The sequence below is a fragment of the Lentzea sp. NPDC006480 genome (assembly GCF_040611995.1).
GTDB lineage: Bacteria > Actinomycetota > Actinomycetes > Mycobacteriales > Pseudonocardiaceae > Lentzea.
Window position 1 is genome coordinate 174,964 of record NZ_JBEXPJ010000001.1, and the last position, 17,770, is coordinate 192,733.

Consider the following 17,770-nt stretch of genomic DNA (forward strand, 5'->3'; position numbering starts at 1 on the left):
CGGCTTTTGCCGGCCGACAAGCATCTCGCAAGAGGCTCAAAGTCAAGCCTCAATCGCAATCGTCGCGAAGCGGCGATGACTGGCACCGGCCCGTATGCGACCTACGCGCCTACCTGCGCAAGGTGACCTGAGCGCATTGGCGACCCCTCCGCTGGAACGTGACACGCCAACGCAAGCCGACCACCACCCGGCCAAGGTGCGCCAGCCTGAGCAAGCCCGACCATCGCATGGCGCGTGGGCGCCCACCCCAGCAAGGCAAGGCGCCAGCCGCCGCCCTCGCGGGACCACCCACGGGACCACCCAACCGGACCACACCTCGCCCCCAGAAATCCCCGGGAGATCCAACTAGGCTGGACCACGTGGACGATCTGGATCCCATTGAGTCGGTAAACACGTTCATCGGCACAAAGGACGAGGGCAACACGTTCCCCGGCGCGTCCATGCCCTTCGGCAAGGCCCACTCCAGCCCGATGGGCTCCCACTACGCGGGCTACCGCTACGACGACCCGATGATCCGGGGTTTCGGCCACTTCTTCCTGTCCGGCGCCGGGTGCTGGGAACAAGGCGGCCTCGTCCCGATCCTTCCCACGACGGGCCCGATCCCCACCACCCTGGACCACAAGCGCTACGCCACCGGCTACACCCACGACGGCGAGATCGGCAAGCCCGGCTACTACAAGGTCAGGCTGGACCGCGACATCACCGTCGAGTGCACCGCCACCACCAGAGCCGGCGTGGAGCGCTACACCTGGCCCAGCGGTACCAGTGGCACGCTTCTGATCAACACAGGGCAGGCCAACGACCACGAGCCGGTCAGTGCCAGCAGCGTCAAGGTCGTCAACGACCGCACCATCACCGGAACCGTGGAAACACAAGCGTTCTGCGGTGGTCGTCCGTACCTGACCTACTTCACCACGACCTTCGACCGGCCCTTCCGGAACTTCGGCACCTGGTCTCCGACCGGAGCCAAGCCAGGTCAACGCGAGTCAGCGGGCGGCGCGGGTCTCAGGGGTGCGTGGGTCACCTTCGACCCCGGGCCGGTGACGGCGTGCACCGCACTGTCCCAAGTGGACGAACAGGGCGCCACGAACAACCTGACGAAGGAAACAAGCGGCAAGTCCTTCGACGACATCCGCAACGAGGCCCAAGACGCCTGGCGCAAGGAGCTCGGCTGCATCGAGATCGAAACCGAGGACTGGGACGAGCGGGCGGTTTTCTACACCGCGCTGTACCACGTGCTGCTGCAGCCGCTGACCGGCAGCGACCACGACGGCCGGTATCGCGGTTTCGACAACCAGATCCACCAGGCCGACGGCTGGACGTACTACGAGTTCTACTCGCTCTGGGACACCTACCGGGCCCACAACCAGCTCCTGGCGCTCCTCCGGACAAACCGCGCCAAAGACATCGCGCAGAGCGTCCTCAAGATCCACGAGCAAGGGGGCTGGCTGCCGCGCTGGGCCTACGCCAACCAGGAGACCAACTGCATGACCGGCGACCCGGTCACGCCGTTCCTGGTCGACCTGTGGCGGTTCGGGCACCTCAAGGGCTTCGAAGAGCAGGCATACCAAGCGCTGTTGCAGAACGTCGACGGGGTGCCGCCACAGCAGTCGCGTTTCCAGGGCCGGTCGGGCAACCCGAGCTACCTGAAGAACGGCTTCGTCCAGTACGACAAGAACTTCCCCAAGAAGGGGCAGGACACCGACCCGCACCACGGCGCGTCCGCGACCCTCGAGTACGCGCTGGCCGACGCCACGCTGGCGATCATGGCCGAAGCGCTCGGGCACGAGGAAGACGCCGAGCGTCTCAGGAAGCGCGGGCAGAACCACCGCGTGCTCTGGGACAACAGCGTCACGGATCGGGGCTTCACCGGCTTCCCGCGGCCGAAGCTGGGCAACGGCGCGTGGCTGAACCCGTACACGCCACAGGGTCCGGAAGGGTTTCACGAGGGCACGGCCTGGCAGTACCAGTGGCTGGTGCAGCACGACATCAACGGACTCATCACGGCAGTGGGCGGCAAGGCGGCGGCCGAGGCCAGGCTCGACGACTTCTTCGCGTACCAGGATCTGCTGAAAGACCCCGCGAGGACTGTGCGGGAGAAGTGGGTCGTCGGGCCGTACGACTACTACAACCAGTTCAGGTACAACCCGAACAACGAGCCGGACCTGCACGCGCCGTGGATGTACGCGCTGATCGGCAAGCCCGAGAAGACGTCGGTGGTCATCAGGGCCGCGCAGACGTTGTTCGTGAACGGGCCCGCTGGCGTAACGGGCAATGATGACCTCGGCACGATGTCGGCCTGGTACGTGTTCAGCGCGCTCGGGATGTATCCCGCGGTGCCGGGAAGTGGCGAGTTCGTGCCACACGCGCCCAAGTTCCGCAAAGCCGTGGTCCACCTGGAGAACGGCAAGGACATCGTGATCAAGGCCGAGGCCGCGGACATCACGAAGACGCAGGTCGTGGAGCGGATTCGGAGCGGGTGGCTCGGCAGGACGCGAGACCGGATCGAGCTCGCGGAGCTCCTGAACGGGACCACCCTCGAGGTCGACCTTCACACACTTTCCAATTGAGACGCGAAAACGGTCGTACGCTCGTGGGATGGGCACCTGCGCGAGCTGTGGCACGGAATTCGCGCCCCTGCCGTCGCGGGCGCGGTACTGCTCGAACGCGTGCCGTCAGCGTGCCTATCGCCAGCGGTCCGCGGGTACGTCCACTGTGGTCGCCGAGCTGCCTGGTTACGACGACGCGTTCGTCGGCAGGGAAGCGGAGCTGGCGGAGCTGCTTTCGTTGCTGCGCAAGCACAGGATGCTCACGCTCGTCGGGTCGGCCGGGGTCGGCAAGACGCGGCTCGCGGTCGAGCTGGCCAGAAGAGCGCGCAGGACCGAGGTTCGCACGGTCGAGCTGGGGAAGCTGAGCCGGCCGGATCAGGTGGTGCAGGCGTTCGCGGAAGCCGTTGGGGTGTACCAGCACGCGGGTGTCGCACTCAGGACGACACTGCTCCAGGACCTCGCGAACCGCAGGATCCTGCTGCTCGTCGACAACTGCGAGCACCTCGTCGAGGAGTGCTGCGACGTCGTGGACGCGCTCTTGTCGCGCTGTCCAGGAGTGCAGATCCTCGCCACCAGCCGGGAGGCGCTGCGAGCCATCGGCGAGGCCGTCTACCCGGTGCACGGTCTGGACGAGGACGCCGTCCGGCTCTTCGCCGAACGCGCGGGCATCCAGGGCGACCAGGAAGCGATCGCGGCCATCTGCGCGCGACTGGACGGTGTGCCGCTCGCGGTCGAGCTCGCGGCCAAACTCTCCAAGTCCGTGCCGCTCCACGACCTCGCCGACCACCTCGACCAGCGGCTCGACCTGCTCAGCGACGCCGACGAGCAGACCCGGCACCAGAGTCTGAGAGCGGCCATCGCGTGGAGCCACGACCTGCTGACCAAGCACGAGAAGGAACTCTTCCGACGACTCGCGCTGCTGCCCGGCGGGTTCGGGCTGGACATCGCGCAGGTGGTGCAGGGCGGACCGGTGATCGGGCTGCTCAGCGCGTTGCAGGCGAAGTCGTTGGTGGTGCGCGAGAACGACGGCCGCTTCCGGATGCTCGAGTCCGTCCGGCTCTACGCGGAGGAACGCCTCAGCGAGCAGGGCGAGTACTCGGTGACGGCGGAGCGGATCATCGAGTGGCTGTGCGAGAAGGGTGAACCCGGTGTCACGTCGTCGATCCTCTCCCCGGAACAGGTGAAGGCGCAGCACCAGGAGTACGACAACGTGACGTACGCGTTCGCCCATCTGGTGGCACCGCAGGACGAACGCCGGCTGCTGCTCGCCACGATGCTGCTGCGGGTGTGCTTCGACCGCGGCTACTTCGCCGAGGCCGGCGCGGTGCTGATGCAGGTGCTGCACCAGTCCGCCGCCGACGCGCGTTACCGGATCCTGGCGCTGGAGTACGCGTCTCTGCTGGCGGACCACGAGGAACGCCACGACGAAGCCGTGAAGTACGCGATGGAAGCCGTCGACACCGCGGAGGCCGGCGGTCAGCAACTGATCATGTGCCGGCTCTACCGGACGTTGGCGGGCGCTTACGACGGAGCCGATGATGCGCCGAACACCGCATGGGCGTTGCGCCAGTCGATCCAGCACGGCGTACGCAACGGCAACGACGTGAGTGTTGCGGTGTCGAGTCAGAACCTCGGCTGGCGGCTGCTCGTGCAGGGTGACGCCGACGCCGCCGCGATTCTGGTGGAAGGCGCCTTGCCGGTGCTGAGAGCGCACGCCCGGCCGGACGTCGTGGCCGTCGCGGTGCACACGTCGGGCTGCATCGCGTTGGAACGCGGTGATCTCGCCGCCGCGGGGGCACGGTTCGCTGAGAGCGCTCGCATGTCCGCTCACCTGCCGAGAGCGGTGCTGGAGTCGGTCGAGGGCCGCGGCCTGGTCGCGATGCTGTCGGGACGGCACGAGCTCGGCGTGCGGTTGCTGGCCGCCTGCAATCAGATGCGCACGACGTGGGTTGTCCCGTCGGAACCGTGGTGGCGGCGGAAGATGGACGACGCGCTGGACCAAGCACGAAAATCCTTGTCCCAGGCGGCATTCACCAGAGCCCTCAACGCCGGCCGCGCGATGGACGTGCGCCATGCCGTGGAAACCGCGCTGGACGAGGAAATCGTGCAGGACGGGGTGCTGAGCGACCGGCAGCGCGTGATCGTCGAACTGGTGGCCCAGGGCATGACGAACGCTCAGATCGCCGCCAAACTCGGGATTTCGCACCGGACCGTGGAGTCCCACGTGCACAACGTGAAAGCGGTGCTGGATCTTTCGACTCGCGCGCAGCTGGTGGCCTGGGCCCAATCGAACCAACGGTCCAACTGAGACGTAACGCTGCGGTTCATCCGGATGACTTCGCGCTTCCCGCCGTTCATTGTGAGTACAACCAACGGAGGGGAGGGGGCGACGTGGAACCGTTCCGTCTGCTGCACCCCGACCTCGTGCCGCAAAGACGTGAGTCGTTGCAGCACGCTGCGTCCATGCTCGTCCAGATGGGGTTGGACGACACGGTGCTCTCGGCGTCGCCCGTGCACCAGCGGCTCGCCCGCGTGGTGCTCGCGAGCAGCGACGTCATCGAGTGGAAACCCGGCTACGGCACCGGTGACGCGAGCCACGACGACCGTTTCGGCATCGTGCGGGTGGGCGGCGACCGCGGCGGCGTGTTCCTGTCCAGCGTCCTGATCGCCTACCTCGACGTGCTGGAGAACGCCGCGCGCATGGGCACCTCGATCAGCGAGGACTCGTGGCGCACCCTGCTCTGGGCGCCGACCGCGCTCTTCGACCACGTGCTGCGCCGCCCCCAGGTCGGCATGACCGTCGTCACACCCGGCCCCGGCACCGAGTACCTGCCGCATGAACGCACCCAGGCCGGCCAGCGCCTCTACCTCGCGCTGATGCAGGCCGTGCGGTTCGCGGTCAGCGGTGTCGTGCGGGCCCAGGGCGACCGCCCGCTCGTCGAGGACTGCGTGACGCTCGCGACGGCGTGTCTGCGGGCCGCCACGGTCGCGCTCGCGTTCGCCTGCGACGTCCGCAACGATCCGCCGCTGCCGGTCATGGAGTCGTCCGAGCACCGCTACCTGTGGCAGATGATCAGCGAGGTGCGCGCGGCCGTGCCGCGGGCGCGCTTCGACCAGTTCGCCTCGGCACTGCGCCGGCTCAACGACATCTACACCGCGAGCCCGCTGCTCGTGTCCGGCTGCTGACCTTCGAACGTCTCGACTTCACGGCGACTTTCGTCGTTTCGCCACGCGAACGACCCCCTGCTGACCTAACGTCCCGGCCATGACAGAGGAACGGTCGGCGGTCGTGGTGCGGGACATCCGCAAGAGCTACGGCGAGCTGAAAGCGGTGGACGGCGTCTCGTTCACCGTGGCCGAGGGCGAGTTCTTCGGCATCCTGGGGCCCAACGGCGCGGGCAAGACCACCACGCTGGAGATCATCGAGGGCCTGCGCAAGCCCGACAGCGGCGAGGTCGCGCTGCTCGGCGAGAACCCGTGGCCGCGCAACGTGAAGCTGTTGCCCCGCATCGGCGTGCAGCTGCAGGCGACGGCGTTCTTCGACAAGCTGACCGCCAAGGAGCAGCTGCAGACGTTCGGCTCGCTCTACGGCGTGAGCCCGGGCACCGCGGCCGACATGCTGGAGCTGGTCGGCCTCGCGGACAAGGCGAACGAGCAGGAGAACAAGCTCTCCGGTGGGCAGCGGCAACGCCTCTCGATCGCGTGCGCGCTGGTGCACGACCCGGACATCGTGTTCCTCGACGAACCGACCGCGGCGCTCGACCCGCAGGCCCGGCGCAACCTCTGGGACGTGCTGCGCGCGATCCAGGAGCGCGGCAAGACCATCGTCTACACCACGCACTACCTCGACGAGGCCGAGATCCTCTGCGACCGCGTGGCCATCATGGACACCGGCAAGATCCTCGCGCTGGACCCGCCGGCGGTGCTGGTGCGCGGTCTTGACGCACCGACGCACGTGACGCTGCAGAAGGGCGCCATGTCCGTCGTCGACGCGTCCGCTTTGGACGGTGTCGAGGAAGCGCACGAGGACGAGGTGTCGCTGACGATCTCCACCCGCCGCCCCGCTCCCGTGCTCTCGGCTTTGGCCGAACGCGGTGCGCTGGACGGGCTTCAGGTCCGCACGGCCACTCTCGAAGACGTCTTCCTCAACCTGACCGGGCGGGAGTACCGCGCATGACCGCGTTCAAGACGCTCTCGCTGGCGATGTTCAAGGGGTTCATCCGGGACAAGGTGACGTTGTTCTTCACCTTCCTGTTCCCGTTGATGTTCCTGGTGATCTTCGGGCTGATCCTGCGCGACGTCGGCGCGGACAAGACCAAGATCGCGGTGGTCGGCGACGGCCCGATCGTCAGCGCTCTGCGGGACAGCGGTGCGCTGGAGCTGGAGTCCTACAACGACGAGAACTCCGCCGTGCAGAAGGTGAAGGACGGCGACCTCCCCGCGGCGCTGATCATTCGCGGGAAGCAGCTCGATGTCCGGTTCGCGCAGAGCGACCAGGTGAAGTCCGCGACCGTGCTCGGGATCATCAACGGCTTCGTGGACAAGGCGAACCTCACCGCGACCGGCCAGCCGCCGACGTTCACGTTCGCGGCGGAGAAGGTCGAGGACGCCTCGCTCAAGCCGATCCAGTACCTGACGCCGGGCATCCTGTCCTGGGGTGTGGCGGTGTCGGCGGTGTTCGGTGCCGCGCTGACGCTGGTGTCGTGGCGGCGGAAGCAGGTGCTGCGCCGGATCCGGCTGGCACCCGTGTCCGCGGGTTCCGTGCTGTCGTCCCGAATCCTGGTCAGCGCCGGGGTCGCGCTCGTGCAAGGTGCGATCTTCATCGGCATCGCGTCGCTGCCGGTGTTCGGGCTCAAGCTCTCCGGGTCGTGGTGGCTCGCGATTCCGTTGCTGCTGCTGGGAACCATCGCGTTCTTCGCGCTCGGCATGCTCGTGGGTGCGTTCGCCAAGACCGAGGAAGCGGCTTCGGCGGCGGCGAACATCGTCGTGCTGCCGATGGCGTTCCTGTCCGGCACGTTCTTCCCGGTGGACCAGGCACCGGCGTGGCTGCAGACCGTCTCGAAGATCTTCCCGTTGCGGCACATGAACGACGGCATGCTCGACGTCCTGGTGCGCGGCAAGGGGATCGAGGCGCTCGTGGTGCCGTCGTCGATCCTCGTCGGGTTCGCGCTCGTTGTCGGGTTCATCGCGAGTCGCGTCTTCAAATGGGAGGAATAGACAGTGTCCGATGGCCGCGCCTCCGGCGCGGACGTGCCCGGTAGTCGTGTGCTCCCCGTCACGGTTCATGATGGGGAGCCATGACGTTCTCCAGCGTGGCCGGGCGGTTCCGCATCTTCGCGCTCGCCGAGGCGATCTCCTGGGCGGGCCTGCTGCTCGGGATGTTCTTCAAGTACGTCGTGGTCCAGAACGAGATCGGCGTCAAGATCTTCGGCCCGATCCACGGCGTCGTCTTCGTCGGCTTCGTGCTCGTCACGCTGATGGCGAAGGAACCGCTGAAGTGGGACGCGCGCACGCTCGTGCTCGGCCTGTTCTCCAGCATCCCGCCGTTCGGCACGATCGTGTTCGAGCGCTGGGCCAACCGGACCGGCCGTCTCAGCGAGGCAGCTCCCGAGCAGCTCTGAGCTCGTCCTGCGGATCGCCCTCGTGGTAGATCCGCTCCGAGACCTCGATGTTGTCCAGGAACTCCTGGTACTTCACCGCGTTGTGCAGGTGTGACGCGCGGCGGCCGACGTCGAGCGCTGCGAGCGGCTCGCTGTCCGGGCGGTGGGTCAGCCACGCCTCGCTCCACACCTGCCGGATGTGGTCGTGCAGCTCGGGCGGGCTGTACTCCAGCACCCGGCACGCGTCGAGCGCCGGGTGCCCCCACACCGCGTCGGACCAGTCGATGACCTCGCCGCTCCGGCGCCAGTTGCCGGGGTGGAAGTCGCCGTGCGTGAGGGTGTCCGGCAGCCCGAACGACGGCATCGGCACCACGCTCGACGGCAGCTGAGGATCGCCTGCCAGCGCGTTCTGCACGGCCACCCAGCGCGGGATGATCAGCTCGACGTGCTCGGGCGTGATCGGCCGGCACTTGTCACCGGGCGCGTCCGCGAGCAGCACGCGGTGTGGCGCCGACGCGATCACCTCCGGGACCAGCGTCGGGTCGTGCGCGGCGACCATCTTGATCACCGAGCCCTCGTCGGCGAAGAACGACGGGATGGCCTTCAGCCAGACCGGGCCGCGGGCGGTGGGCAGCCGGTGGACCGTCGAGAGGTTCCAGGTGCGGACCTGCACGGCCGGCCCGGTGCGTTCGATCTCGGCATCGGCCCACGCCAGCAGCTCGGCAGGCCCGCCCAGACGTGCGTAGGGCGCGCGGAACGGGGCGTCCGCCTCGGGTTCGGCCGCGGGGTGGAGCTTCGATCGATCGGGTTCGCCGTGCGCTTCGACGTGATAGGTGACCAGGCCGCCCTGCATCATGCCGCCGTTCTCGACGGAGATCAGCCGCAGCACGCTCGTGGGCACGCCGAGCAGCTGTTCCAGCGCCTCGTTGACGGGCTCGACGTGGTTCCAGTCGAGCGTGGGGACCGCAAGGGCGTCCGTGCGGCCCGCGAACCCGCTCGGTGTGCTGACGAGCGCGATGATGGTGCGGTTCATCGGGCCATCTCCCTCGCGGCGCGCAGCGCGATCTGGACGCCACCGTGGTGGTAGATCCGCTCGGACCACTCGATGTTGTTGATGATGTGCTGGAGCTTCACCGCGCTGTGCAGCTGGTACGAGAGCCGCGCGACCTCCAGCGCCTGGAACGGCTCGCTGTCCGGGCGGTGCCGCAGCCACGCCTCGCTCCACACGCGACTGATCAGGTCGTGGTGCTCGGGTCTCGCGACCTCCAGCAACCGGCACACGTCCAGCGCGGGGTGGCCCCACACGGCGTCGGACCAGTCGATGATCTTGCCGCTCGCCCGCCAGTTGCCGGGGTGGAAGTCGCCGTGCACCAGCGTGTCCGGTAGCCCGAAGGACGGCATCGGCACCGGAGTCGGCCGGACCCGCGGCTCACCGGCCAGCGCGTGCTGCACCGCGACCCAGCGCGGCACGATCGACTGGACGTGCTCCGGCGTGAGCGGCCAGCAGGAGCCACCGGGTTCGTCGCGCAGCAGCACGCGGTGCGGGGCCGCGGCGACGAGATCGGGGACCAGCGTCGGATCGTGGGCGCCGACCATCTCGATCAGCGTGCCCTCGTCGCACAGGAACGGTGGCGCCGCCTTGAGCCACGTCGTGCCGTCGGTGGTCGGGATCCGGTGCACGCTCGACAGGTTCCAGGTGCGGATCTGGAGCGCGGGCCCGGTTCTGGTGATCTTCGCGTCCGCCCAGCCGACCAGCTCGGCCGGTCCGCCCGGCTGTGCCCACGACCGCCGGAACACGGCGTTGGGTTTGGCTTTGGGCTCCTCGGCGGGACGCAGGTGCGTGCGGTCGGGTTCGCCGTGAGCTTCGACGTGATAGGTGACCAGGCCGCCGGCGGGAGTCCTGCCGTCCTCGACCCGGACCAGCCGCAACACGCTCGTCGGCACCCCGAGCAGCTTCTCCAGTGCCGCGTTGACCCCGTGGACCTGGTTCCAGAACGGCGACTTCACCGGAATGGGGTCGGTGCGGCCCGCGAACCCGCTGGGTGCGCTGACCAGGGCGATGATCGACCGTCGTGTCATGGGGTGTGCACCAGCCGCATGACGGAACCGAGCCAGTTCGTCGGGTAGTCGCGGTGGTAGATCCGCTGGGAGTCCTCGGCCTCGTCGACCACCTCCTGGTACTTGACCGCGCTGCGCAGGCGCCCGGCGCGGCGTCCGGCGTCGAGGGCTTCGAGCGGGCGGCTGTCCGGGCGGTGCCGCAGCCACGCGTCGCTCCACACCTTCGCGACGTGGTCGTACAGGGTGGGGTGGTGCCGGCAGTAGTCCAGCAGGCGGCCCACGTCGAGCGCGGGATGCCCCCACACGGCGTCGGACCAGTCGATGATCACGCCGCTCGTCAACCAGTTGGTGGGCACGAAGTCGTCGTGCACCAGCGTGTCCGGCAGTCCGAACGACGGCATCGGCACCGCTGAAGGCCGTAGCGCGGGCGGACGCTCGCCGGCCAGCGCGTGCTGCACCGCGACCCAGCGCGGCACGATCAGATCGATGAGCTCGGGCGTGAGCGGCCAGCAGCCGTCGCCGGGAACCTCGCCGAGCAGCACGCGGTGAGGTGCCGCGGCGATCACCTCGGGCACGAGAGAGGGGTCGTGCGCGGCGACCATCCCGATCACCGTTGCCTCGTCCGCGAGGAACGGCGGGATGGCCTTGAGCCACGCGGTACCCCCGGTGACGGGAAGCCGGTGCAACGACAACAGGTTCCAGGTCTTCACCTGGACGGCCGGTCCGGTGCGGTCGACGTGGGCGTCGGCCCACGCGATCAGCTCCGCGGGACCGCCCGGCTTCGCCCACGGCATCCGGCGCGGGGCGTCGGCTTCCGGCTCCTCGGCCGGGCGCAGGCGGTGCCGGTTCGGCTCGCCGTGCGCCTCGACGTGGTAGGTGGCCACGCCTCCCCAGTACCCGTCGCCGTCACCCTCCTTGGAGATCAGCCTGAGCACGCTCGTCGGCACGCCCAGCCGTTCCTCGAGTGCCCGGTTGACCGTTTCGGCGTCGTTCCACCGCGAACCCCTGACCGGGATGGCGTCGGTGCGGCCCGCGAACCCGCTGGGGCCGCTGACCAAGGCGATGATCGACCGTTGCACCACGCGACCATCATCGCCGCGGGCTCAACCGGATTTCAGTCCTCGAAGTCGCCGCTCGCCCGGCGCACCTTGGCGAGCAGATCGGTGAGCTGCTCGGTCTGCCGGTCGGTCAGTCCCTTGAGGCCGAGGTTGACCTCGACGACCGCGGCGGTGGCCGCTTCACGGCGCTGCAGACCCGCGTCGGTGATCTCCACCAGCGTGGTGCGGCGGTCGGTCGGGTGCGGGGTGCGGCGGACCAGGCCGTCGCTCTCCAGCCTGTCGACGATGTTGGTCACCGAAGTCGGGTGCAGCTGCAGGCGCTCGCCCATGACCCGCATCGGCAACGCGCCCTTGCGCGAGAAGTACAGCAGCACCAACGCCTCGTAGCGCGCGAACGTGAGTCCGTGCGGCTTGAGGGCTGCGTCCACGGCGGACTGGATGATTTGCTGGACCCGCATGACGCTCGTGACGGCCGCCATCGACGTGGAGGAACCCACCCGGTCGTCCCACAGTTCGGCCGCGCGGGCGATCGGATCGAACGGCAGCGGTGTCATGGGGACCGAAGCTACCAGTCAGTACGTCAGAGGATCATCAGGAGGCTCGTGTGCTTGTCGCGTTCAGCGTTGCTCCGTCCGGTTCGGACTCGTCGGGAGGCGTCGCCAAGGCCGTCGCGGAGGCCGTGCGGATCGTGCGGGAGTCCGGCCTGCCCAATGAGACGAACGCGATGTTCACCTTGATCGAGGGTGAGTGGGACGAGGTGATGGACGTGGTCAAGCGCGCGACGGAAGCGGTGCAGGCCAGCGCCCCGCGGGTGTCCCTCGTGCTCAAGGCGGACATCCGGCCCGGCTACACCGGTCAGTTGCGCGCGAAGGTCGAACGGGTTGAGGAGCACCTCGCCGACACGCCATGATCGTGCTCCGCCGCTGACCTTTTTGGTCGTTGAGCGGAGGCGCATCCCGTGAGATTCGTGATCACCCTGTTGGCCGCGCTGCTGGCGGTCGTGCCGTCAGCACATGCCGGGCCGTCCACCAGGTGGGACAACATCGGCCCGAACGGTGCGGGCGGCTACCTGGCGTTCGCACGCGACGTCGCCTACGTGCTGCCGGGTGCGGGCCAGCAGGTGTTCCGGTCCGACGATCGGGGACGCAGCTGGCGGCAGGGGCGGTTGTTCCCGGAGATGCGCGGGAACGGGCTGGCGGCTGATCCGTCGCGGCCGGACACCGTGCTGGTGGCCGGGTACGAGGGCGGTGGCGGCGCTGGGACCGTGCTGCGTTCTGTGGACGGTGGGACGTCCTTCAGCGTGGCGTTGCGGACGCCTTCCGAGGTGCAGGACGTGGCTTTCGGGGCTGCGGGTGTGTCGTACGCGGCCTCGGCCGAGGGTGTCTATCGCGGGGCCGGCGGGCGCGGGTGGTCGTTGCTGCCCGGATCGCCTCGTGATGCCGAGGACGTGCAGGTCGTGGGATCCAGCGTCGTGGTGGCCGCTGGTGGGGTCGTGCACGTGCTGCGGTCGGGGAAGTGGTCGGCGTCCGACGTTCCTGCCGACAAGATCACGTCGCGTGGCTCTGTCGTGGTGGCGCGGAAGTTCAGCGGTGGGGTGCACCTTTCCTCGGATGGTGGCGCGTCCTGGCGTGAGGTCTCCGGGCCGTGGACATCGTCGTGGATCTTGTACGGCGGCATCACGGCCAACGGCTGGATCCAGGTGCAGACCTTGGACGGGCACTTCATCAGCACGGACCTCGGCGGCTCCTGGAAGCGGACGGACGCGCTGTCGACGGTCGACGTCTACACCGAGATCGGCAGCTTCCCGGACATGCCGGACTGGCAGTGGGTGTACGGGTCCGGCGGGGTTTACGCGACCTCTGACCACGAGCACTTCAAGCGGGTCGGGGTGCCTGGGGCGCACGTGCTGTCGCTGGCGATTTCGGGGCGGAACCTCATCGCCGGGACGATGCAGGGGTCCTATCGGGCCGACCTGCCCGTGGCCTCGCAGGAGTGGGACTTCGACGGGTCCGCTCCGCCTGCCATCGGGAACCGGATCGGGGCGCTGGCGGCTCGGGACGGGGTCGTGCTGCGTGGGCGGAACGGGTATCGCGGGTCGCAGGACACGATCTTCGTGGAGCGGTCGCCGGACGGGGGTTCTTCGTGGGTCACCACGGCTGAGATGCCGGGCAACACGCGGTCTCTGGTGTTCGATCCTGTGCTGCCTGGCCGGGTGTATTTGGGTGCGTACCTGATCAACGCGTTCTACGTGTCCTCGGACGGTGGGTTGTCGTTCGTGCAGCGGGTGCACGCTTCGTTGCGCGGGATCAAGACGATCGCGGCTGATCCCGGTGGCATTTGGCTCGCTGACGCCGGCGGGCTCTACCGGTCGACGGATGCCGGCGTTTCGATGCGGCAGGTGTTGCCCGGACGGATGAACTCCGTGCTGGTGGATCCGCGCGACTCACGGCACGTGGTGGCCGTTGGGCAGAACTCGGTGTTCGTGTCGTTCGACGGTTCCTCTTTTGTGGAGGTGCCTAACGTGTCGGCTGAGCAGCTGTCGGCGATCGCGATGGCGCCCAACGGGACGCTGTACCTGGGCTCGATCGCGTTCTCCGGTTCCAGCAAGGGCGTGCTGCGGTCGGTGAACGGCGGCCGTTCGTGGACCGTGTTCGGCGGCCCGGCGGTGGAGCGCGGTGTCGAGTCTCTGTTGGTGTCCCCGGATGGCCGAACGCTCTACGCCGGCACGGTGAGCGGATCCGTGCACCGGCGTTCACTGGGTTAGCGTGTCGGGCGTGGACGCGAGGCAACTGTGGTTGAGGTTCGAGCCTTACCACGACGTCACGTACTTCACGCCCGAATCCCGCGCGGCGACCGACGCGCTGGGCTGCAAGGGCGGCTGGATGGGCTACTTCGGCATGCGCGCCGCACCCCTGGGTGCCGCGTCCCCGGAGCTGGTGACGGCTGTCTTCTACAACTTCGCCCCGCGCATGGTCGCGCGCGCTCTGCCGGACGCGTGGGCGGTTGCCTCTCCCAGCGCGTTCTTGGATGTGCGGTTGGAGGGTGTCGACGGCGCGTTGCGTCGCCTGCTGGGTGACGTCGCGACGCCCGAGATCGTCGAGGCCGCCTCGTTGGCTCGGGATGCCGCTTCGGCTGTTTGTGTCGCGGGGCGTCCGTTGGCGGCCGCGAACCTGGCACTGCCGTGGCCTTCTACGCCGCATCTGGCCTTGTGGCACGCCTGCACGATCCTGCGCGAGGCCCGCGGTGACGGTCACGTCGCCGCACTGGTCGCTCATGGGGTGGGTCCGTGCCAAGCGCTTGCGCTCTACGCCCGCGAGCATTCCCTCGATCCGGCATACATGCGCGCCGCGCGTGGTTGGACCGAGGCGGAATGGGAAGCCGTTTCGGATCTGCCCGGCGACCTGGCCGCGGTCGAGCGTGCAACTGATGCTGCAGCTCTCGCGCCGTGGGAGGCGTTGGGCGCCAGTGGTACGTCGCGGTTCATCGAGCTGATGACACCGCTAGCACTACGCATCGCGTCGGCCAACGAGGCGATGCGCGTCAACCCGATGGCCCTGGACCCGGTCCGGGAACTAGCCGTGCCAGGATGGAACACGTGACAAGGCCTGATCCTCGCAAGACCGCCGCACTGTCCGCCGCTCTCTCCGGCGCCGTCGACTTGGGCGCCCTGAAGGCGCGAGCCGACGCTGCCCGCCAGGCCGCGGTGTCGCCCGCCGCCGCAGCCTCCCCGTCTGCCGACAACGGCTCCGCGCCGTGGATCGTGGACGTCACCGAGGCGTCGTTCCAGGCCGTGGTCGAGCAGTCCCTGCAGGTGCCCGTCGTGGTGCTGCTGGGTGCCTCGTACTCGCCCGAGTCGCAGCAGCTGGCTGCGTCGCTGACTCGGCTGGCTTCGGCCAATGGCGGGTCCTGGATTCTTGCTCGGGTCGATCTGGAGCAGGCGCCTCGGATCGGGCAGGCGTTCGGGGTTCAGTCGGTGCCGACGACGGTGGCTGTTGCCGCTGGTCAGCCCATTGACGCGTTTGCCGGGCCCATTGACGATGCCGAGTTGTCGGCTTGGGTCGCTCGGTTGCTGGATGCGTTGCGGGATCGGTTGCCGGGGATTCGGGCCGGCGAGGCTCGGGCCGGGGTTCCGGTCGCTGAGGAAGACGTTGCCGAGGATCCTCGGATCGTTGCGGCTGAGGAGGCGTTCGAGCGGGGGGATTACGCCTCTGCTCAGGGGTACTACTCGGAGATCCTTGCTTCTGAGCCGGCTAACGAGCTGGCCAAGGAAGGGCTGGCTCAGGCTCGGTTCGCCGAGCGCGCCGAGTCGGTCGACCCAGCGGTGATCGCCAAGGCCGACGGGGCGTTGGACGACATCGACGCCCAGTTGGCCGCGGCTGACGCGCAGGTGGCGTTGCAGCAGGTCGACGAGGCGTTCAAGCGTCTTGTCGACACTGTCCGACGGGTGTTCGGGGATGATCGGGATCGGGTTCGGCAGCACCTCGTGGGGCTGTTCGAGCTGTTCCCGGCTGATGATCCTCGGGTTGCCGCGGCTCGGCGGAACCTGGCTTCCGCGTTGTACTGAGAGCCGTTCCACGCTCGCCGTCAGGCGCCCACTCCCAGGAAGTGCAGCACTGCCAGCACTCGGCGGTGGTCCGCGTCCGCTTTCGGGAGATCCAGTTTCGCGAGAATGCTGTTGATGTGTTTGGCGACGGCGCTTTCGCTGACCACCAGTTGCGCGGCGATGCCCGCGTTGGAGCGGCCCTCGGCCATGAGGGTCAGCACCTCTCGTTCGCGTGCGGTCAGGCGGTCCATCGGGGTGCTCGGGCGCCGTACCAGGAGTTGGGCGACCACCTGCGGGTCCAGTGCGGTGCCGCCGTTCGCCACTCGGCGTAGCGCCTCGATGAACTCCTCGACATCGGCCACGCGCTGTTTCAGCAGGTAGCCCACGCCGCTGGTGTTGGTGGCCAGGAGGGTGGTGGCGTAGCGCTCCTCCACGTACTGGGAGAGCAGGAGCAAGGCGGTTGACGGGTGGGTGCTGCGGATCGACAGGGCGGCGCGCACTCCCTCGTCGGTGTAGTCAGGTGGCATTCGGACATCTATCAGGGCCAGGTCGGGGTGGTGCTCCTCGATGGCGGTCAGCAGGTCCTGGGCGTTGCCTGTTTCGGCGGCTACTTCGAAGCCGGCCATTTCCACGATCTTGACCAGGCCTGTTCGCAGCAGCACGGAGTCTTCGGCGATCACTGCGCGCATGGCAGCTCCACGGTCATGGTGGTCGGTCCACCGGCCGGACTGCTCAGCCGGAACGTTCCGTCCACCGATCGCACGCGTTGGGCCAGGCCTGTCAGGCCGCTGCCCTTGCCAGGGGCGGCACCGCCCAGGCCGTCGTCGGTGATCACCAGGCGGAGTATGTCGGCCAGCTGGATGACGGTCGCGTCCGCCTTGGTTGCGTCGCGGGCGTGCTTGGCGATGTTCGTCAGGGCCTCGGAGACCACGAAGTAGGCGACTGCCTCTATCTGTGGGGGCAGGCGTTGGGGAAGGTCCACCTTCAGGCGTACGGGTAGTGGGGCACGGGCTGCCAGGCCGGAGAGGGCCGCGTCCAGGCCCCGTTCGTCGAGGACGGCCGGGTGCAGGCCGCGGACCAGGTTGTTGAGTTCCTCGATTGCCTCCTTGGCCTCCCGGTGGGCCGTGTTGATCACCTCCCGCGCTTCTGGGGTGAGGTCGGTCAGGGTCGCTTTGGCCAGGCCCAGATTCAGAGCGAGTGACACCAGGCGTTGTTGTGCGCCGTCGTGGAGGTCTCGTTCTATGCGGCGGCGTTCCGCGTCCGCGGCGTTCACCGCGCCTGCTCGGCTCTCGGTCAGGTCCTCGACTTGCCGGGCCAGGGCCTCCGCTCTGCTGGGGCCCAGCAGAGTCGGGGACGTGCGGCATTCCAAGCGCACCAGGGCGGCGGTCAGGCTCGGGACGGCGGCCAGCACGGCCAGGGCTGCTGAGGCGAAGTAGATCGCCTGCGTGGAGCCGGCCAGGTGCTCGACCCGCCACTGCCAGGGCAGCGCGTAGATCCACAGCGGTGACAGTGCCGCGGCCACGCCGGCCAGCAGCAGGGCGACCACCAGCGTTTCGAGCGTGCCGAACAACGCTCCGGTCATGCTGTGGTAGCCGAGTTGGCGCCACGGGTGCCGCCAACTCGGGCGGGGGATGCGGACTCCCAGCAGCTGCCGGAAGCGCCAGCGCTGGGCCGCGGTCAACGCTGGGACGCAGAGTGCGGTCAAGGCCACCAGGAAACCGAGGATCACCGGTGCACTGGCCTCGCCACCGTCGATGATCGCCCAGATCGAGCCGAAGATCACGAAGAGCAGGAAGCCCGTCAGGAGGTGCAGCGGGGCCCCCAGCGCGAGGAAGGCCGTGTCGCGGGGGAAGCGGGTCAGCGCTCGCCGCAGCCGGGGAAGGATCTTCATGGATCGACCGTAGGCGCTGGCCGCGTGGGCTGCCATGAAGATGGCATCCGGAAAGGGCTGCAACTGGTACC

Annotated in this window: 16 protein-coding genes; 10 read left to right on the forward strand and 6 right to left on the reverse strand. The window is 68.5% G+C overall.

The window, feature by feature from the left end; translation table 11 throughout:
- Nucleotides 1-359 precede the first annotated feature (359 nt).
- The 6 genes from ABZX92_RS00845 to ABZX92_RS00870 all read left to right on the forward strand — a co-directional run bounded on the left by ABZX92_RS00845 (nucleotide 360) and on the right by ABZX92_RS00870 (nucleotide 8,170).
- Nucleotides 360-2,570, forward strand: coding sequence for a GH92 family glycosyl hydrolase (locus tag ABZX92_RS00845; protein ID WP_355551913.1), 2,211 nt, complete (start codon nucleotides 360-362; stop codon nucleotides 2,568-2,570).
- Nucleotides 2,571-2,598: 28 nt separating this feature from the next.
- Nucleotides 2,599-4,857: a LuxR C-terminal-related transcriptional regulator gene (locus ABZX92_RS00850; RefSeq protein WP_355551916.1), complete on the forward strand. Its 2,259-nt coding sequence runs from the start codon at nucleotides 2,599-2,601 to the stop codon at nucleotides 4,855-4,857.
- Nucleotides 4,858-4,940: 83 nt separating this feature from the next.
- Complete coding sequence (locus tag ABZX92_RS00855) at nucleotides 4,941-5,735, forward strand: hypothetical protein (RefSeq protein WP_355551919.1); 795 nt, start codon at nucleotides 4,941-4,943, stop codon at nucleotides 5,733-5,735.
- Between the two features lie 79 nt (nucleotides 5,736-5,814).
- Nucleotides 5,815-6,726, forward strand: a complete 912-nt coding sequence (locus tag ABZX92_RS00860) for an ABC transporter ATP-binding protein (RefSeq protein ID WP_355551922.1) — start codon at nucleotides 5,815-5,817, stop codon at nucleotides 6,724-6,726.
- Nucleotides 6,723-7,766 (forward strand): ABC transporter permease, encoded by a 1,044-nt coding sequence (locus tag ABZX92_RS00865; RefSeq protein ID WP_355551925.1) that lies wholly within the window; start codon nucleotides 6,723-6,725, stop codon nucleotides 7,764-7,766. The genes ABZX92_RS00860 and ABZX92_RS00865 overlap by 4 nt, the downstream gene beginning before the upstream one ends.
- Before the next feature lie 80 nt (nucleotides 7,767-7,846).
- Nucleotides 7,847-8,170 carry a DUF3817 domain-containing protein gene (locus ABZX92_RS00870; protein WP_355551928.1) on the forward strand — a complete coding sequence of 108 codons (324 nt, stop codon included), beginning with the start codon at nucleotides 7,847-7,849 and terminating at the stop codon, nucleotides 8,168-8,170.
- Here ABZX92_RS00870 and ABZX92_RS00875 read toward each other — a convergent pair.
- The 4 genes from ABZX92_RS00875 to ABZX92_RS00890 are packed head-to-tail and all read right to left on the reverse strand — an operon-like array spanning nucleotide 8,142 to nucleotide 11,819.
- Nucleotides 8,142-9,182: a phosphotransferase gene (locus ABZX92_RS00875; RefSeq protein WP_355551931.1), complete on the reverse strand. Its 1,041-nt coding sequence runs from the start codon at nucleotides 9,180-9,182 to the stop codon at nucleotides 8,142-8,144. The two genes, ABZX92_RS00870 and ABZX92_RS00875, sit on opposite strands and share 29 nt — an antisense overlap.
- A complete protein-coding gene (locus tag ABZX92_RS00880; protein WP_355551934.1) occupies nucleotides 9,179-10,228 on the reverse strand; it encodes a phosphotransferase in 1,050 nt (349 codons plus the stop codon). The genes ABZX92_RS00875 and ABZX92_RS00880 overlap by 4 nt, the downstream gene beginning before the upstream one ends.
- Nucleotides 10,225-11,289, reverse strand: a complete 1,065-nt coding sequence (locus tag ABZX92_RS00885; RefSeq protein ID WP_355551937.1) for a phosphotransferase — start codon at nucleotides 11,287-11,289, stop codon at nucleotides 10,225-10,227. The genes ABZX92_RS00880 and ABZX92_RS00885 overlap by 4 nt, the downstream gene beginning before the upstream one ends.
- 32 nt (nucleotides 11,290-11,321) lie before the next feature.
- Nucleotides 11,322-11,819, reverse strand: coding sequence for a MarR family transcriptional regulator (locus ABZX92_RS00890; protein WP_355551940.1), 498 nt, complete (start codon nucleotides 11,817-11,819; stop codon nucleotides 11,322-11,324).
- Between the two features lie 50 nt (nucleotides 11,820-11,869).
- Here ABZX92_RS00890 and ABZX92_RS00895 point away from each other — a divergent pair, with 50 nt between their 5' ends.
- Genes ABZX92_RS00895 through ABZX92_RS00910 form a run of 4 tightly spaced genes read left to right on the forward strand, consistent with a single transcriptional unit; the run spans nucleotide 11,870 to nucleotide 15,829 of the window.
- The gene (locus ABZX92_RS00895) at nucleotides 11,870-12,175 is read left to right on the forward strand and encodes an MTH1187 family thiamine-binding protein (protein ID WP_045317373.1); all 306 of its coding nucleotides are present in this window, start codon (nucleotides 11,870-11,872) and stop codon (nucleotides 12,173-12,175) included.
- Between the two features lie 57 nt (nucleotides 12,176-12,232).
- The gene (locus ABZX92_RS00900) at nucleotides 12,233-14,029 is read left to right on the forward strand and encodes a hypothetical protein (RefSeq protein WP_355551944.1); all 1,797 of its coding nucleotides are present in this window, start codon (nucleotides 12,233-12,235) and stop codon (nucleotides 14,027-14,029) included.
- Between the two features lie 10 nt (nucleotides 14,030-14,039).
- Nucleotides 14,040-14,864 carry a hypothetical protein gene (locus tag ABZX92_RS00905; RefSeq protein ID WP_355551947.1) on the forward strand — a complete coding sequence of 275 codons (825 nt, stop codon included), beginning with the start codon at nucleotides 14,040-14,042 and terminating at the stop codon, nucleotides 14,862-14,864.
- Entirely contained in the window at nucleotides 14,861-15,829 is a 969-nt protein-coding gene (locus ABZX92_RS00910; protein WP_355551950.1) for a tetratricopeptide repeat protein, read from the forward strand. The genes ABZX92_RS00905 and ABZX92_RS00910 overlap by 4 nt, the downstream gene beginning before the upstream one ends.
- Before the next feature lie 20 nt (nucleotides 15,830-15,849).
- Here ABZX92_RS00910 and ABZX92_RS00915 read toward each other — a convergent pair whose 3' ends face one another.
- Nucleotides 15,850-16,497: a response regulator transcription factor gene (locus ABZX92_RS00915; RefSeq protein WP_355551953.1), complete on the reverse strand. Its 648-nt coding sequence runs from the start codon at nucleotides 16,495-16,497 to the stop codon at nucleotides 15,850-15,852.
- Entirely contained in the window at nucleotides 16,485-17,699 is a 1,215-nt protein-coding gene (locus tag ABZX92_RS00920; RefSeq protein WP_355551956.1) for a sensor histidine kinase, read from the reverse strand. Before ABZX92_RS00920 ends, ABZX92_RS00915 begins: the two co-directional genes overlap by 13 nt.
- Nucleotides 17,700-17,770 lie beyond the last annotated feature (71 nt).